Below are 16,614 nucleotides of genomic sequence, written 5' to 3'. Positions count from 1 at the left end.
ATACAAATTGCCCCTACCTTTTAGTAAATTGATTGGCACCAGCCATGCCTAAACTTGGTTGCAGAGCGGAAAATATTCGGTTAAAATGAAGTGGTGCTATGTAGCATCCTTTATTCATCCTCCTTCTAGTAATCTACTTCTTATCGATTGTCGAACTCCATCAAATCTATTTCCACTAAACGAGGTGTATCATGTACGAACAAGGCAAAATTCTATTGCAAAAACATTTTGGGTATCAAGATTTCAGACCTGGTCAAAAGAAGATAATATCCAGTATTTTAGATCAGTCTAATACACTCGGTGTGATGCCGACTGGGGGCGGGAAATCAATATGTTATCAGATTCCGGCCTTGTTGCTTGACGGTCTGACAATTGTTATTTCCCCATTAATTTCATTAATGAAAGACCAAGTCGATTCATTAGTAAATATTGGAGTTAAGGCTACATATATCAACAGCTCTTTGGGTGCAGGGGAAATAAGGGCAAGAATGCAAAGCGTAGAACAGGGAGATATTAAACTACTTTATCTTGCTCCTGAAAGATTGGATTCCTACGAATTTCAAAACGTCCTTGCAACGATAGATGTATCAATGGTGGCGATTGATGAAGCCCATTGTATGTCACAATGGGGACATGACTTCAGGCCAAGCTACCGGGAAGTGGGAACATTTGTAAGAAGAATTCCAGGGAAGCCAATTGTTACGGCATTCACTGCAACAGCTACCGGGCAGGTGATAGATGACATCCAATCCATGTTAGGGATCTCTCCAGAAAATACTTTTGTTACCGGCTTTTCACGTGAAAACCTTACTTTTTCTGTATTACGAGGTCAAAATAAAGACTCCTATTTGGAAAGGTTTTTAAAGGCTAACAAAGAAGAATCAGGAATCATCTATGCCACTACCAGAAAAGAAGTGGACCAGATCCATTCAACTCTGACAAAAAAAGGCTACCAGATTGGAAAGTACCATGCAGGACTCTCAGAAGATGAGAGAAAGAACTATCAAGAAGAGTTCCTATATGACCGACTCAAACTGATGGTTGCTACAAATGCATTTGGTATGGGAATCGATAAATCCAATGTCCGATTTGTCATTCACTACAACATGCCTAAAAATGTAGAGTCCTATTATCAGGAAGCAGGAAGGGCAGGAAGGGACGGAGAACAGAGTGAATGCATTCTTCTGTTTAATGCCCGTGATATACAGATACAAAAGTTTTTGATCGAGGAAAGTGTCCGATCACCCGAGCGTAAAATGCAGGAATACCAAAAGCTTCAAGCAATGATGGATTATTGCTATACACAAAAGTGCCTCCAGACATACATCGTCCAATATTTCGGACAGGAAACGGATGAAACGTGTGACAAATGCAGCAATTGCTCACAAGACTTTGTCGAACAGGATATTACGCTTGAAGCGCAAAAAATATTCAGTTGCATCCACAGAATGAATGAAAGGTTCGGAGCCACCTTGATAGCAAAAGTATTGAAGGGTTCCAAGGACAAGCGAATCCAGCAGTTCCGCTTTGACCAATTGCCAACCTATGGACTAATGAGGTCCTACACGGAAAAGGAATTAGTCGATTTGATCAATATTCTTATTGCAGAAGGATATCTAGTCTTAACCGAAGGGCAGTATCCCATTGTAAAAATTGGTGCCCGGGCTGTTCCGGTCTTGAAGGGGAAGGAGAAAGTCCTTTTCAAAATGAAGGAACAAGTTCAATCCATCGTGGAAGATAATGAGTTATTCGAACGTTTAAGGAAATTACGTAAAGATTTGGCGAAGGAGGAGGGAGTTCCTCCATATGTCATTTTTCCTGATAGTACATTGACGGAAATGAGTAAGTTCATGCCAAAAGATGAAGCGTCCTTGCTCGACATCAAAGGAGTAGGGATGCTAAAGTTTGAAAAATACGGAGAAGTATTTTTAAAAGAAATAAATAACTTTGAAAACAATGAGGAAGGGATTTCAGATTCGGTTACGGCCCGTACTGAGCTTGTCAGACGTCCTGCTAAAATAACTCCAAGTGACGGAGAAACAAGCCATATGTTCTCCTATAGGCTATTTAAAGAGGGGATGTCCTTAAAGGAAATAGCCAAATCTAGAGATATGAGCTTAATCACTATCCAAAACCACCTGTTCAAATGTTCCGCAGAGGAAGATATTGAAGTGGACTGGGATGTTTTCATTCCAGTGGAACATGAAAATGAGATTGTCAGAGTCATAAAAGAAATAGGTACGGAAAAATTAAAACCATTAAAGGAAAGCCTTCCTGAAAGTGTGGACTACATGGCAATCAAGTCGGTAATGCTCAAGCACGGATTGAGTTAAACATGCTTCTTATCTTTCGAGCTATCAATTAAGGAAATTCTCCTCATGTTTAGTTTCCTCTCAGCAGGGAATATCTAACTTATAAATAAAAACATCTAACAGGAGGCGTTTCCATTATGAATACACGTCAACTTAAAAAGCCGTTATTGATTGCAGGGGCAGCCAGCTTAACAAGTGCAGGATTGCTTGCATATAGACCATATAGAGAAAAAGTTGTTCAATACTCCAAAAGAATAAAGAATAAGGTTATTCCATTAAAATTCAGAAATACAGACCTTCCTATAGAAAAAGCAGGGAACCCTGATCCAGAGGATATTCAGGATAACAGCATGGTTAGTGAGGGAGCCCAGTATTCTGTAGACTATTACAACAAAAAAATGCAATAGAAAAGAGGCGCACCGGAATTTTTACCGGCGCGCCTCTTTTAATTTCGGCTCTGATTAACCAATCTATATTAAACAAAGAATATTGCGTATGCCACTCCAATTACACCGATCAGTGCCAAAGAATAAACTGGTTTTATCGGCATTTCTCCATTATTCTCCATCGCTTTCCCAAACATGAAGAATACAAGCGGATGGACTAAAAACGGCATAGAGAAAATGAAAGGAATTAAGGCAGCAGCCTCAGATCCGAACATATCACCTTGAATCGCTGCAAATAGTCCGAAATGGGAAATCGCAGAGGATTGCGCCATCGCTGCATAATCAATAGGCATGGTACTTAAACTCAACAATGCCAAACCACCGAATACAGCACACATCTGCCAGCCGAAAGAAAATTGCATTAAAGCCTTCACTTCTTTTTTATCTTCGCCATTGGATTTTCTCAGATTGATTAAAGCTAGGATGGTCAATCCAACTCCTATAGCAACAATCAATAAGGAAGGGAATACCCAAAGGCTTCCTCGCTCTGCGCTGATGGCTAGAACAGAGAAAACGAAAATATGACCAAAGAATGGAATGTTAATCATGATTGGAGCACGTTGTGCAGCGGTCTTGCCAAAGTCACCTGCTGTACATGCACCAGTCAAACCGGAATGAGAAAGAGACCCTGCCATACCAGGAGCAAGATTTCGTGCGTTCGCCGTTCTTGCAAAGAACATAATCAAAGCGATTCCACCAAACATCCAGAACAATTGCCCAAAGAACCCATAAGCAAGTACGGCATTCATTCCTTCAATAGCAAATGCATCACCGATTCGTGATCCACCTACCATGAAATTTGCAGCAAGGACGACCGGGATACCTGCCACAAGAAGTGCACGAATGGTCGGTCCAAAACTCCAATTATAGAAGATGGCCCCTAAAGCCGCAGCAATCATCATGGCAAAGAATATTTGAGGCAAAGCAATGATAGGTTTAATTGCCATAGCAATATGGTAGGAAATGACTAGAAGAATGATTATGGCTACCATCTCCACCATTCCCTTTTTTATATATTGATGCTTATTCGTAATTTTAGCTTTATTATCAATAAAAAGAATGGAACCTACGATACCGATGTATGCAATCAATGGATAAACACTGTCAAATATACCGGTACCATCTGAAAGGATCAGACGAGTTATCCCTTCAAGACCAAACAATAGGAAAAATGCGCGGATAATAAAGAAGAATTGCGTTCTTGAGGTCCCAAGGAAGGTTTCTTCTTCAGAAACAACTACCGTATCCTCTACTGTTAACTCCTTATTACCAAGTATTTTTCGAAGTTCTTGTCCACCTACGAAAAAAGATACGGTTAAAGCAATAATGGTTGTTCTTGCCATTAGATCCACGAATGGAAATTCGACCAACCCAGGAGTGGCTGCACCTGTAAACACAAGTAAATAACCCATTCCGAGCCCCAAAACGACAATAATTAAGATCGGGGAAAAACGTGTGCCTGCGACAACCATTCTGGATACCAATACCATAGGTATTAGAAAAAAGAGGATTAACCAAAATTGATTCAATAACTCTATATTTGAAAATTGTTCTAACATTTCTCTAATCAGACTCCTATCGTTCATTTATTCACAAAGAAATATCGTACAATACTCTTATGAAAGTGTAAATGAATGAAAACGCAATCACGAAAATGTTTAATTATTAAGTTAATATTAGGTTATTATAATTAAATTATGTAAACTCATAATCAGATATAATGCATAGTTATTGTAAGTGTTTTTTGTATAGTGTAAAATTCCATCAAGCACTGTTTAATAAAGAATGAGAGGATGTATAAAAATGTCAACTAGAAAAACAGAATTAGCCACTTTTGCAGGTGGATGTTTCTGGTGCATGGTCAAACCTTTTGATGAAATGCCTGGAATAGAAAAGATAGTGTCCGGATATACCGGCGGGGAAATCATAGATCCTACATATGAGGAAATCAAAAAAGGGAATTCCGGACATTATGAAGCGGTCCAAATCGAGTTCAATCCGGAACTATTTCCATATAAAAGGTTATTGGAATTATATTGGCCGCAAATAGATCCTACTGACGATGGTGGCCAATTTTTTGATAGAGGAAGCCAATACCGCACGGCGATATTTTACCATAATGACCATCAGAAAGAGCTTGCTGAGAAGACAAAAGAAGAGCTTCAAACAAGTGGACGCTTCCAGAAACAGATTGTAACAGATATAAAACCAGCAACGACGTTTTATGAAGCTGAAGAGTATCACCAGAAGTTTTATAAAAAAAACCCAGAGAAATATAAACAGGAGCGTCAAGAATCTGGAAGAGATGCTCATATTAAAGAATATTGGGGAGAAGAATATACAAAATAGAGTGCATATGTGTGCGAGCAACAATACTGTCTGGCTCATCTAAATCATGCATTCTAAAAAGGGGGATTACTTTTGATTCATTTATTTACCCATAACGATTTGGACGGGGTCGGTTGCGGTATTTTGGCCAAACTGGCTTTCAAAGAAAAGGTGAAGGTCCATTATAATTCTGTCGGCAGTCTCAATTATCAGGTTGCGGATTTTATGGAAGAAGCGACTCCACAGCATCAAATTTACATAACTGACCTTTCTGTTAACGAGGAAAATGCGCAGAAGCTTGATTACTTTGTCAAACAGCTAGGAGGAAAGGTCCAATTCATCGACCATCATAAAACAGCACTACATTTAAATGAGTATGATTGGGCCGCTGTCACCGTGGAATATGAGGATGGCAGATTAACGAGTGCAACCTCACTTTTTTATGAGCACTTGCTTGATAATGAATTGATCAGTCGCGGGGAAGCGCTTGATGAAGTGGTGGAATTGATACGGCAGTATGATACATGGGAGTGGGACCATAACAAGAATACAAAAGCCAAAAGGTTGAACGATCTCCTATATATGATTTCTATAGATGACTTTGAAGAGCGGATGCTCCAGAAGCTTTCAAATGCAGTCCGATTCGATTTTGATGATTTTGAAACACAGATCCTTGATATGGAAGAACAGAAGCTGGAAAGGTACTTGCGGAAAAAACGGCGGGAAATTGTACAAAAGCCTGTAGGTGACAAGTGGGTAGGGATCGTTCATGCTGAATCATTCCTCTCGGAGATAGGGAATACCTTAGGAAAAGAAAATCCCCATCTTGACTATATTGCAATGATTAATATGGGCAACAAGCGAATCAGTCTCAGAACCATACATGACGATGTAGATGTATCGCAGGTGGCAGGTAAGTTTGATGGGGGAGGGCATGCAAAGGCTTCAGGCTGTACCCTGAATGAACAGGCGTATAAACTCTTTGTTGCTGAAGCATTCCCGCTTGGTCCTTTAAAACAGGATGCACCTAAGAACGTCTTTAATGTAAAAGAGTCACCTAATGGGGTACTTTATGATTCTAAGGAAAAAGGTGTTCTGTTTCTTTTACCGAAGGAAGACGGAACCTGGCAAGTGGAAAACAAAGAAAAGCTTATGGATAAGACTTTTTCATCCTTCCGAGAAGCGGAAACATTCATTAAAAGGAGCTATGCTGCTTGGTTGGTCAAAGACGAGGAGTATGTGAACTTTTTAGTGGAAAACATCAGAAGGTTACGTACGGACATATAATAGAGTCGGGGAGAGTGCAGAGATGGCAATTAAACGTTTAGAACATGTTGGTATTATGGTGCGGAATATCGAAGCTTCGATAGAATTTTATAAGAAGATATTAGGATTTTCATTAAAGGGACAGCTTGACCACCCTAATGGAACAATTAAATTGGCTTTTTTAGGTTTTAATGACAGTGATGAAACGGAATTAGAGCTCATTCAAGGCTATAACGATCACTTACCTGCAGAAGGGAAAGTGCATCATATCGCATTAACAGTGGATGATGTGGAAGTGGAATATGAAAGATTGAAGCAGCTGAATGTAACATTCATTGAACAGGAGATCACTACATTGCCAAACGGGGCAAGATACATCTTCTTCTCAGGTCCGGACGGCGAATGGATAGAATTGTTTGAAACGCCAGTAAAATAGTAAGAAGAAGGCAAGGGAGCTTTGCTATAGCTCCCTTGCCTTTTTTAAAGGATAAGAAAGTATATACTTCTGTTGATTTCCGTTCCAGGCGCTTCGCTTTCCAGTGGGCGGTCCGGGAGCCTCCTCAGGCCTCCTGTGGGGTCTCCCCTGTCCCTTCCTCCCACAGGGAGTCTGCGCGCCTTCCACTGCAATCAACAAGGTGGTTTCATTCATCGAAAGGATAACTAAAAACTATCTTAGTTTCTAGCTGTGGATTGGAGCAAATAGCGTAGACTCCTTGAAAATGCGAGCATTTTCTGCGTGCGATGTATCGCTGCCGTAGCCTTCCTTGTCCTACGGGGGAGTAGCGACAATCTTGAGACCCCTCAAGCGTTGTGAGGAGGCTCAAGGGCGCCCCGTAGAAAGCGGAGCTATTTACGGAAAGGAACAGCGGCGGTTAACCAAACAACTAATGATTTTTAGCTTAAAAAAGGACCAGGCGGTTTTTGCCTGGTTTTTCTTATGTCCGTCTAAGTCACAACTTAATCTTTACTTATTGATTTTCCCTTGGCACGTGCACTTTTCAACATATGCTTATACGTAAAGCCAAGACAGATAATTCCAGTAAAAGAACAGGCATACCGAATGATGGACATCCAATCCATGATTGTCACCCCTAAAAGGTATTTGTTCCTATTCTTTCTATATCTTTTCCAAATATTCATAGGGAGATTAATCACTGTACTTTTTATTCATTCTTTCCAGTATCAACGTAAGTTCGCTCGGCTTCAGCATCTCGACAGGAGAAACGTTTTTTTCGAATTGAAGAAAATCACCTTCAAGAAGCACAACATACCTGTCATTGATTTTGGCTATGTGAACATTTTCTCCAAAATCGGCTAACAAGCTTTTAACAGATATATGATCAAGCTTGAACTTCAGCTCAATATCAGGAGTCTGTTCTATGATGGTCGACGATGCCTCCATCACCTGTTCGTCCGACCAGCGCTCCTGCAGCTCCCGTTTCGGGGAAGTTGCCCACGCTTCCATCGCTTGTTCCATTTTTTCTTTTTCTTCGCTTTCTTCCTTATAGGTTTCAGAAATCTCCTGGTGCACCATCCCCATCACCTGGTTCTTGATGATCTCCGGCATCGATTCACCGTATTCCACATACTTAAGAAAATCCTCGAAGTATCTGGAATGGGAGGATTGATGGATTTTTAATTCCCCATCTTCCACCATCCCATCCTCCACCATGAAAGGGTACTGAACGGACTTCATATTTTTCGTGGTGATGGCCATCTGAACATTATGAATAAGGGTTCTTTCATCAGTTATGGATGCTACTTTCTGTTCGAAGTCACATTTTAATACGAAAACAAAAGGTTCATCAAAGTATTTATTCAACTTTGCTCTTGCAACAATCAGAACTCCACCTCTTACAGCAGTCGTATCTGTATAAGTAGTAGCAATTTCCTCCGCAGCCTGGGAAAATGAATCGAGCGTGTCGGCATTTTTAATTCGATTGAAAAGATTATAGTTGGGATTGGACCCCAAGTCGTAACCAGGCTCCACAATGAATCTGCCAATTTTCGTCGGGACTTGTTCATTTTTAGGGTGGCGATCCACTTTCCTCTTCGTGATCTTCATCAGTTCCCCATCAAGGAAGGGCTTTAAAGCACTTTCTTCATATGTATCTTCATCTAATACTGCCATCGGTTTATAAAGCTTTTTAGCACTATCTCCACTGCCTTCCACTTCAATTATGTAAAAGGCCAATGACTTTATATCAAAATCCATCATTATCACCATTTTCAGTAGATATATTTCAGCACCTAACAAGTATAGGCAAAAGAAAAGAAAGGGTCAACAGGAACCCTTTCTCCATACTATTCATGCATTTCTCTAACCTTTTGATCAGTTGGTAAAAAGAAAGTCAATAGTCCTATCAATGGAAGGCAGGCGGTAAATATGATCGTATTCGTCAAACCGATCCAATCCGCCAATACACCGAGTGCAACAGAACCTACTGCCCCCATTCCAAACGCCAGTCCTACAATGAGTCCGGAAACCAACCCGATTCTTCCCGGGACAAGCTCCTGAGCGTAAACAACGGTCACCGAGAAGCTCGAGAGAATGATAAACCCGATAATTGCAACGAGTACATATGCAAAGGTTGCGCCGACAAATGGAAGGAGCAGAGCCAGTGGTGCAGAACCGAGCATGGAGAGCGAAATGACCATTCTCTTACCGAAGCGGTCAGCCAAAGGACCACCGAAAAATGTTCCGACTGCACCTGCGCCAAGGAACACAAAAATATAAATTTGTGAATCTGCTATAGGAAGTCCATAGTTTTGAATGACATAAAAAGCATAAAAGTTCGTAATTCCTGCATGGAACCAGGAGCGTGCAAACACAAGGAAAATTAACAAGGAAATGGAGAATAAAATGATTCGTTTATTCGACTTTGTTTTTTTCTTTTCTTTTGTTTGCACAGCTGTCTTCATCTTTACCGGTTTGGCATTTTCTAATACTTGCTGTTTATACCATGCTGCGATATATAAAAGTAAGATCACTCCAGCTGCTGCAACAATTGTAAACCAAAGCACACCTTTCTGACCGAGAGGCAAAAGAATGTAAGCTGCCATCAAAGGAGCAAGAGCCTGACCTGAATTTCCTCCCACCTGATAAATGGATTGGGCGAGTCCTCTCCGATTTCCAGCGGCCATATACGCGACACGTGAACCTTCCGGATGAAACGCTGCCGATCCAAGCCCGATGAATAATACCGAAACGATGATAAGCCAAAAGTTCTGCGCAAGGGCCAATCCAATAATTCCAAATAAGGAAAAGGTTAGTCCTATCGGTAATGCATATGGAGAAGGTCTCTTATCCGTATAAATGCCAACTACAGGCTGGATAAGGGAGGAAGTCGCATTTAGCGCAAATGCGATAAGTCCCAACTGGGTAAAGGTAAGCCCCATGGAGCTCTGTAGAACGGGAAACAAAGCCGGAACAACTGATTGAAGAGCATCATTTAGTAAATGGGCAAGTCCGATGATGTAAAGAATGGGATATACGGTTTTATTTTCAGCTTTCGCTGTATCTAATCTGATTTTCTGTGCCTGCATGATATGAACTCCTTTTAACTGTGTGAGCCTTCTAATTAAATAATCATAGCATGGGGAAAGGGGAAGATGGTAGACTATTTTACGGAATGCGAAATAAATCGGAATCTGGTAAACTGAAATAAAAAAGGTAAGGGGACATGAGCAATGATTGATTTACGCAGTGACACTATTACAAGGCCAACAGAAGAAATGAGAAAGGCAGCATATGAAGCCGAAGTAGGGGATGATGTATATGGAGAGGATCCGACAGTAAACCTATTGGAGGTAAAGGCAGCAGAAATGCTAGGAAAGGAAGCCGCATTATTTGTTACGAGTGGTACGCAAGGGAACCAGATAGCTGTTCTGACCCATTGCCGACCTGGAAATGAGATATTGCTAGAAGCCGAGTCTCATATTTTCTATTATGAATCCGGAGCAGTAGCGGCATTGGCTGGAGTTCAGACGAGAACAATTAGCGGAGTTAATGGGGTGATGAGTCCTATACATATTGAGGCGGCAATTCGTGGGGAAGACCAGCATTTTCCTGAAACGGGACTTATCTGTATAGAAAATACTCATAATCGTGCAGGAGGAGCCGTGGTACCTTCTTCTAATATGAAGGAGATTTATGAGGTAGCAAAACGGTATTCCATTCCTGTGCATGTAGATGGAGCACGTTTATTTAACGCTGCAGCAAGTGTCGGGTGCTCCATTCAAGAATTTACCAAGCAATGTGATACCGTTCAGGTTTGCCTGTCAAAGGGATTAGGGGCGCCTGTGGGATCAATCATTGCCGGACCAGAGGAATTTATCAAGAAAGCCAGAAAGTGGAGAAAGAGGCTTGGTGGGGGATTGAGACAAGTTGGGATAATCGCTGCCCCAGCATTGGTTGCTTTAACAAAGATGACACAAAGGCTGTCGGAGGATCATGCAAATGCGGCCTTTCTTGCTGAAAGCCTTAAAAACATTCAAGGGCTGAAAATTGTTAATTCCGTTGATACCAATATTGTCGTTCTCGATGTTTCCGGCCTGAATATGAATGCCCATGAATTTGTCGAACTATTAAAAGGGAAGGGTGTAATGGCTGTAACATTCGGCCAGACTCTTGTCCGTCTTACCACTCATTACGATGTTAATAGAAGAGATATTGAAAAAGCAGTGGGTGCCATCGGTGAAATAGTAGAAGGTTAAAAGGGAAGAGGGAAGGGGCACTTTAATTAAAAGTGCCCTTTCCCATAACTTTTTATTGATTAACCAGTGTGCGGACAGCATGTTCCCTTAACTTGAATTTTTGTATTTTCCCTGAAGCGGTCATCGGATATTCCTCAACAATCTCTACATAATAAGGAATCTTGTATTTGGATATTTTTCCTGTACAATAATCTTTAACTTCCTGGCTGGATAACGCTTCCCCTGGTTTGACTTTAATAAAGGCAGCCACTTGTTCACCCAATCTTTCATCAGGAACACCGACGATTTGGACATCAAAAACCTTCGGATGGGTGTATAGAAATTCTTCAATTTCACGAGGGTATATATTTTCTCCTCCACGTATAATCATATCCTTCAATCTACCCGTAATGACAATATATCCGTCGTCATCCATGGTCGCAAGATCTCCTGTATGCAACCAGCCTGCTGGGTCGATGGTATCACGAGTCTGATCCTCCATGTTGTAGTACCCCTTCATGACGAGATACCCACGGGTACAAAGCTCACCTTGTACACCATTTGGTACTTCTTTTCCTGAGGTGGGATCTACAATTTTCACTTCAACATTTTCTAAAGCGCTTCCAACTGTAGAAACACGTCTTTCAATACTGTCAAAGGATCTGGTCTGTGTGATAACTGGGGAGGATTCTGTCTGCCCATAAGCAATTGTTATCTCTTTAGCCCCCATTTCATGTACTACTTTTTTCATGATTTCTGTTGGACAAGGGGATCCGGCCATGATACCGGTTCTTAAGCTTGAAAGATCGAATTCGGCAAAGTCAGGATGGTTTAATTCCGCGATAAACATGGTAGGGACCCCATATAGGGCCGTGCATTTTTCCTTTTCCACCGCCTTTAAAACCTGTAGAGGATCGAACATGATAAGTGGCACCATGGTCGCTCCTGTAGCTACAGCGGCCAAAGTCCCCATTACACACCCAAAGCAATGGAAGAAGGGAACTGGAATGCATATTCTATCTTCGGATGTAAGCCTTTGGCATTCGGCCACATTGATAGCATTGTTGATGATGTTGGAGTGGGTAAGCATAACTCCTTTCGGGAAGCCGGTTGTTCCGGAAGTGTATTGCATATTAATGACTTCATCAAAGCTGGTGCTTTTTTGTCGTTTTTCTAATGCTTGATCAGAAACAAGCGGCGACTTATCCAATAAATCGTTCCAAACCAACATTCCCGGATGCCTTTGCTCTCCCATATACACAACATTCTTCAACATCGGAAGTTTTTCAGCCTGGAGTTCCCCAGGGGTACTGTTTTTAAGTTCAGGACATAATTCATATAACATGTCCAGGTAACTGGCTCCTTTAAATTCATCCATTAAGAGTAGTGTAGTAGAATCTGATTGTCGCAATAGATATTCCAATTCCTTGGATTGATAGCTTGTGTTAACTGTCACAAGGACCGCACCAATTTTTGCACTTGCATATTGAGCAACAAGCCATTCCGGTTTATTGGATGCCCAAACCGCGATATGCTCTCCTTTGTTAATACCTAAACGCATAAGACCTTTTGCAACATTATTGCAGGCATGTTGAAATTCCCTGTAGGTGTAGCGTAGTCCTGATTCAGGGTAAACTACAGCTTCTTTTTCCGGATACATTGATACGGTTTCGTCCAATAGTTCACCTATTGTTTTATGTACTAGCTCTGCCATTCGTTCAACCTCCAATAAAAATGTAAGTACTTAGTTAAATATTATTATGAATGTTCAGAAAAATCAAATAGCAAAAAGAGCAGCCCTAAGGCTACTCCTGTTTTACTTCCACTTTTTTCGCATCTTTGTTTGCCATTTCAAGTGAAGGTTTTTGAATAATCCTTTCCTTCAAGCCAACCATACCAGCCAAGTATTGAAGTGTCTGTTTATATTTACTATCAATGGAAAGTATGGCAGCCTCCAATTTTTCGACCAGAGTCTGTCTTAACATATCCAGTTGTACTGCCATTTTTTGCGATGCAGCGTCTTGACTATCAAGCCTTGACATAATGGACTGGTGGAACATTTCTTGAATTTGGAGCTTGTCATTGATTTCCTGATAAAAGTGTTCCTGCTCATATATTTTTGACTGAATATCCTCGTACAATTCTTCATATTTTTCCAGCTTTGTATGAATTCCTCTCGTTAGGTCCTCCTGAAACGCCAACTGATCGATGGTTGCCTGACTCAAAAGTTTTTCTTCTTCAACTAGCATTTCCAGCTTATCCAATCTTTGCTCAATATGCATACTGCTGGATTCATTTGCCAATAGGGTTTCATGAAGTTCTTCACTTTTAGTTACCTGTACCTTTAATTGGTCATGTAGTAGTTGATGATCATTATTCTGATCATTCAACGTGTCAGTTATCCGCTGGAAATACCCATCATGAACGTTCAATTTTTCAGTTATCTGTTGGTGATACTCATCATGAACGTTCAATTTGTCAGTTATCTGTTGATGATACTCATCATGAACGTTTAATTTTTCAGATATCTGTTGGTGATACTCATCATGAACGTTTAATTTTTCAGATATCTGTTGGTGATACTCATCATGAACGCTCAATTTGTCAGTTATCTCTTTATGATAATCATCATGAACGTTCAATTTTTCAGATATCTGTTGGTGATACTCATTATGAACGCTCAATTTGTCAGTTATCTCTTTATGATAATCATCATGAACGTCCAATTTATCAGTTATCCGTTGATGATACTCATCATGAACGTTCAATTTTTCATATAAATGCTGATAGTTGTTTTCTTGAACAGACAATCCTTGCTGTAGAATTTTGTTTAAATCTGTGACGGTAGAAGAAAATGTCATATTGGTTTCTTCCTGTTGTTTTAAAATTTCTGTTAAATAATTTTTTCGATATTCCTGCTGATTAGATGTACTTAATGTATTTTGATGAAAAATCTTAGGGAGGGGAAGCAGGGCTTTATTTTTCTCACTCATAAGTTAACTCCTTTATTTTTATTAGGTTGCTGGGATACAGTATCTTATGAATGAGTCTAGGATTTGCGCGTAAATTCAGTAAAACTAGGCAAATAACTAGATTAAGAATATGAATGACAATCTGAAGATTATTGCATAAGTAGTAGGGGAGAGTATTTTATATTCTCAAGGTAGCCGGAATTGAGAAAGAAGAAGACCAATGGTCTTCTTCTTAAACGAACTAATTGTAGGTGTGGTGGTGTAAGACGGGTGATGCAAGGAGGTACTATCAGTAATCAACTATGATATAGCGGGAACAAGAGGTGGCTGTCCCCTTAGATAAGATGGAGTGTAACTAGACATGTGGTGGTGTAATTTACAGGCGTTGAAGTGGGCAAGACTTCAACAGGATTATAAGATGTCTACAGATACAACTAGGGCAATCAATAGTTGAAGAAGTAGTTGGATGTTTAATACTAGGTCTGTGTCAGTAGTAGTTACACGTACACCACGAGAGTTCTGAATATACGTTTGTTGGTGATTTACTTGAACGGACTTGGAGCTTTGAAGCAATTCTTGGATAATTTGTTCAGCTTTGTCGCTGTCAGCGATGCTTACACTGATTACTAGAGCGATTGCAGCTTGAATTGCCGCTTGTAGAGAAACAGCGATTTTAGTGTCAGTTGTTGTAACTTCAACGTCGCAAGAATCTTTAATGACAATCTGCTCATAGGATTTCTGGATCATTTTGTTCACTTGGGCAGCCTCTTGCACTACCCCTTCATTGTCTAGTGGATGTCTGCATCCGTCATCCAAAGCGCTCCAACTATTATTATCATAACCGCAACCTTTATCGTGGCCGCAGCCTCTTCCACCGAATAACCAATCTTTACTCATTATTTAAATCCCCCATTTAATTATTTTTATTTTTTGGTTTTTATTTTTCTTCTTTTTGAAGTTTTTCCATCTTCCCGAAAGAATCTTGGATATCCGCAACCAATTTTCTCAGCTGCTCTTTTTGCTCTTTGGAGAAATTATCTCCACTTAACTTGACATTGTGTTTTTTCATTACATTTTGAAGCATCATGTTTGTTGTAGCCTGGGTAAGTTTTGAAATCTCTCGTTGCATATCTTTATTATCTGCCATTCTTACACCCCCTTTTTCTTATCTACCACATTGTATGTTGATAATAGAGAAGAGAGTGGACAAATGTACCCTAGTATAAGACCATTTTTATAAGATTACTAAAAAATGGGCAAAATTAACCAAAATTAAAAAGGAACCCCCCTTTGTAAAATGGAGAATTCCTTTAGAACACTGGATTTATTAATTGTCAGCAGGATAGATCAGCCCTATTTGAGAACGAGCTTCCTCTATCAATCCCATGGTTGTTAGGGAATTTTTAAGAGAATTGATGGAAGATTCCGTTTCTCCCGACTTAATTATACGAATGAATTCTTCTGCTTCATAGAACATGGATTTTGTATTTTGTGAAACAGTTATCTTTTCTTCTGACCCATCCTTATATTTTATCAATACATTTTCTGGGGTATGAATTTTATCAATAATGATTGTTCCTTCTTCTCCCTGTATTTCAGATGGGAGGTAGGAGTTGGCGATTTTTGAGTAGGTAACAGTAGCCTCCATGCCGTCAAAATTAAACAAGATACTTCCTTGTCCGTCTACACCGGATTCCAGTATATAGGAATTTGCCTGCAAGCCATTTGGTTTACCGAACAGTGCCACCATGGGATAAATAGTATAGATTCCAATATCCATTAATGCCCCATTGGAAAATTCAGGTTTGAAAGCATTTAGAATAATGCCGTCTTTATATTTATCGTAGCGTGAGGAATACTGACAATAGCTGGCATTGTAACGCCTGATCTTTCCAATCTTATGTAGGTTCTCCTTAACAGCCAGGAAGTTAGGTAAAAGTGTGGTCTTCATGGCTTCCATAAGGACAACGCTGTTCCTATCTGATGCTGCTCTCATTTCCAATAACTCTTTCGTATTTGAAGCTATCGGCTTCTCGCAAATGACATGCTTTCCCTGATTCATGCAAACAATGGCTTGTTGTGCATGCATGGAGTTGGGACTGGCTATATAGACAGCATCAATTTCATCGCTTTTAGCAAATTCTTCTAGATTAGTATAAGTAGCGGTTATTTCATAATTACTGGCAAATTCCTTTGCTGTCTCTTCTTTTCTTGAATAAACAGCTGCTAAGCTAAAGTCTTCAAGTTCTTGGGCTGCATCAATGAAAGATTCTGTAATCCAATTCGTTCCGATAATCCCAAAACGTATCATAGTAATACCTTCTTTCCTTAAGGATGTTGTCAGTATAGCAGAAGAATGTGGTGAATTGAAAAAATTAATTTTACACAAAAAAAAGAAGACACCTATAAAAGGTGTCTTCCTGCGTATTGAGGCGAAGGACAGCATGACCACATTCATGCCTTGCTCACAGAGCGTGTCCATCGACTTACACAATTCAGCTCATCGCATAAATAATATAACATAATATATATGAAAAGCATAATAAATTGTTTTTTCAGAAGGCTCTGTTAAACGCCGCTGTTGATCTATACCTA

General features: G+C 40.1%; 15 protein-coding genes. 6 read left to right on the top strand and 9 right to left on the bottom strand.

What is annotated here, in order from left to right:
- Positions 1 to 191 precede the first annotated feature (191 nt).
- The gene (gene recQ / locus AB685_RS01305; RefSeq protein WP_047968750.1) at positions 192 to 2,333 is read left to right on the top strand and encodes a DNA helicase RecQ; all 2,142 of its coding nucleotides are present in this window, start codon (positions 192 to 194) and stop codon (positions 2,331 to 2,333) included.
- A gap of 116 nt (positions 2,334 to 2,449) precedes the next feature.
- Positions 2,450 to 2,719, top strand: a complete 270-nt coding sequence (locus AB685_RS01300; protein ID WP_047968749.1) for a hypothetical protein — start codon at positions 2,450 to 2,452, stop codon at positions 2,717 to 2,719.
- A 68-nt stretch (positions 2,720 to 2,787) separates the two neighbouring features.
- Here AB685_RS01300 and AB685_RS01295 read toward each other — a convergent pair whose 3' ends face one another.
- Positions 2,788 to 4,317: a hypothetical protein gene (locus tag AB685_RS01295; protein WP_047968748.1), complete on the bottom strand. Its 1,530-nt coding sequence runs from the start codon at positions 4,315 to 4,317 to the stop codon at positions 2,788 to 2,790.
- Between the two features lie 244 nt (positions 4,318 to 4,561).
- Here AB685_RS01295 and msrA point away from each other — a divergent pair, with 244 nt between their 5' ends.
- The 3 genes from msrA to AB685_RS01280 all read left to right on the top strand — a co-directional run bounded on the left by msrA (position 4,562) and on the right by AB685_RS01280 (position 6,788).
- On the top strand, positions 4,562 to 5,107 hold the full coding sequence (gene msrA, locus AB685_RS01290; RefSeq protein WP_047968747.1) for a peptide-methionine (S)-S-oxide reductase MsrA: 546 nt from the start codon (positions 4,562 to 4,564) through the stop codon (positions 5,105 to 5,107).
- 72 nt (positions 5,108 to 5,179) lie between these two features.
- A complete protein-coding gene (locus AB685_RS01285; protein ID WP_047968746.1) occupies positions 5,180 to 6,373 on the top strand; it encodes a DHHA1 domain-containing protein in 1,194 nt (397 codons plus the stop codon).
- A gap of 22 nt (positions 6,374 to 6,395) precedes the next feature.
- A complete protein-coding gene (locus AB685_RS01280) occupies positions 6,396 to 6,788 on the top strand; it encodes a VOC family protein (protein ID WP_047968745.1) in 393 nt (130 codons plus the stop codon).
- A 521-nt stretch (positions 6,789 to 7,309) separates the two neighbouring features.
- Here the strand turns inward: AB685_RS01280 and AB685_RS32315 are convergent.
- The 3 genes from AB685_RS32315 to AB685_RS01270 all read right to left on the bottom strand — a co-directional run bounded on the left by AB685_RS32315 (position 7,310) and on the right by AB685_RS01270 (position 9,898).
- Positions 7,310 to 7,432 (bottom strand): hypothetical protein, encoded by a 123-nt coding sequence (locus tag AB685_RS32315; protein ID WP_277814265.1) that lies wholly within the window; start codon positions 7,430 to 7,432, stop codon positions 7,310 to 7,312.
- 67 nt (positions 7,433 to 7,499) lie between these two features.
- Positions 7,500 to 8,567 carry a DUF3900 domain-containing protein gene (locus AB685_RS01275; protein ID WP_047968744.1) on the bottom strand — a complete coding sequence of 356 codons (1,068 nt, stop codon included), beginning with the start codon at positions 8,565 to 8,567 and terminating at the stop codon, positions 7,500 to 7,502.
- A gap of 89 nt (positions 8,568 to 8,656) precedes the next feature.
- Complete coding sequence (locus AB685_RS01270) at positions 8,657 to 9,898, bottom strand: MFS transporter (RefSeq protein WP_047968743.1); 1,242 nt, start codon at positions 9,896 to 9,898, stop codon at positions 8,657 to 8,659.
- 144 nt (positions 9,899 to 10,042) lie between these two features.
- Here AB685_RS01270 and ltaE point away from each other — a divergent pair, with 144 nt between their 5' ends.
- On the top strand, positions 10,043 to 11,068 hold the full coding sequence (ltaE, locus tag AB685_RS01265; RefSeq protein ID WP_047968742.1) for a low-specificity L-threonine aldolase: 1,026 nt from the start codon (positions 10,043 to 10,045) through the stop codon (positions 11,066 to 11,068).
- 52 nt (positions 11,069 to 11,120) lie between these two features.
- Here the strand turns inward: ltaE and AB685_RS01260 are convergent, their stop codons facing one another.
- From AB685_RS01260 to AB685_RS01240, 5 genes are all read right to left on the bottom strand, one after another.
- Positions 11,121 to 12,761: an AMP-binding protein gene (locus AB685_RS01260; RefSeq protein WP_047968741.1), complete on the bottom strand. Its 1,641-nt coding sequence runs from the start codon at positions 12,759 to 12,761 to the stop codon at positions 11,121 to 11,123.
- A gap of 91 nt (positions 12,762 to 12,852) precedes the next feature.
- Positions 12,853 to 14,040, bottom strand: coding sequence for a hypothetical protein (locus tag AB685_RS01255; protein ID WP_047968740.1), 1,188 nt, complete (start codon positions 14,038 to 14,040; stop codon positions 12,853 to 12,855).
- A 390-nt stretch (positions 14,041 to 14,430) separates the two neighbouring features.
- Complete coding sequence (locus AB685_RS01250; RefSeq protein WP_047968739.1) at positions 14,431 to 14,916, bottom strand: spore coat protein; 486 nt, start codon at positions 14,914 to 14,916, stop codon at positions 14,431 to 14,433.
- 40 nt (positions 14,917 to 14,956) lie between these two features.
- Entirely contained in the window at positions 14,957 to 15,166 is a 210-nt protein-coding gene (locus AB685_RS01245; RefSeq protein WP_047968738.1) for a hypothetical protein, read from the bottom strand.
- 180 nt (positions 15,167 to 15,346) lie between these two features.
- Positions 15,347 to 16,330, bottom strand: a complete 984-nt coding sequence (locus AB685_RS01240) for a Gfo/Idh/MocA family oxidoreductase (protein WP_047968737.1) — start codon at positions 16,328 to 16,330, stop codon at positions 15,347 to 15,349.
- Positions 16,331 to 16,614: the final 284 nt, after the last annotated feature.

Source organism: Bacillus sp. LL01 (assembly GCF_001037965.1).
The sequence above is the reverse complement of the archived record's forward strand: the minus strand, read 5'-3'. Positions and strand labels throughout refer to the sequence as shown.

What these genes read in the sequence shown, in the direction of transcription:
- AB685_RS01250 (WP_047968739.1), bottom strand. Translation starts at nt 14,916, where the DNA reads ATGAGTAAAGATTGGTTATTCGGTGGAAGAGGCTGCGGCCACGATAAA.
- AB685_RS01240 (WP_047968737.1), bottom strand. Translation starts at nt 16,330, where the DNA reads ATGATACGTTTTGGGATTATCGGAACGAATTGGATTACAGAATCTTTC.
- AB685_RS01245 (WP_047968738.1), bottom strand. Translation starts at nt 15,166, where the DNA reads ATGGCAGATAATAAAGATATGCAACGAGAGATTTCAAAACTTACCCAG.
- AB685_RS01270 (WP_047968743.1), bottom strand. Translation starts at nt 9,898, where the DNA reads ATGCAGGCACAGAAAATCAGATTAGATACAGCGAAAGCTGAAAATAAA.
- ltaE (WP_047968742.1), top strand. Translation starts at nt 10,043, where the DNA reads ATGATTGATTTACGCAGTGACACTATTACAAGGCCAACAGAAGAAATG.
- AB685_RS01255 (WP_047968740.1), bottom strand. Translation starts at nt 14,040, where the DNA reads ATGAGTGAGAAAAATAAAGCCCTGCTTCCCCTCCCTAAGATTTTTCAT.
- AB685_RS32315 (WP_277814265.1), bottom strand. Translation starts at nt 7,432, where the DNA reads ATGGATTGGATGTCCATCATTCGGTATGCCTGTTCTTTTACTGGAATT.
- msrA (WP_047968747.1), top strand. Translation starts at nt 4,562, where the DNA reads ATGTCAACTAGAAAAACAGAATTAGCCACTTTTGCAGGTGGATGTTTC.
- AB685_RS01300 (WP_047968749.1), top strand. Translation starts at nt 2,450, where the DNA reads ATGAATACACGTCAACTTAAAAAGCCGTTATTGATTGCAGGGGCAGCC.
- recQ (WP_047968750.1), top strand. Translation starts at nt 192, where the DNA reads ATGTACGAACAAGGCAAAATTCTATTGCAAAAACATTTTGGGTATCAA.
- AB685_RS01260 (WP_047968741.1), bottom strand. Translation starts at nt 12,761, where the DNA reads ATGGCAGAGCTAGTACATAAAACAATAGGTGAACTATTGGACGAAACC.
- AB685_RS01295 (WP_047968748.1), bottom strand. Translation starts at nt 4,317, where the DNA reads ATGTTAGAACAATTTTCAAATATAGAGTTATTGAATCAATTTTGGTTA.
- AB685_RS01275 (WP_047968744.1), bottom strand. Translation starts at nt 8,567, where the DNA reads ATGGATTTTGATATAAAGTCATTGGCCTTTTACATAATTGAAGTGGAA.
- AB685_RS01280 (WP_047968745.1), top strand. Translation starts at nt 6,396, where the DNA reads ATGGCAATTAAACGTTTAGAACATGTTGGTATTATGGTGCGGAATATC.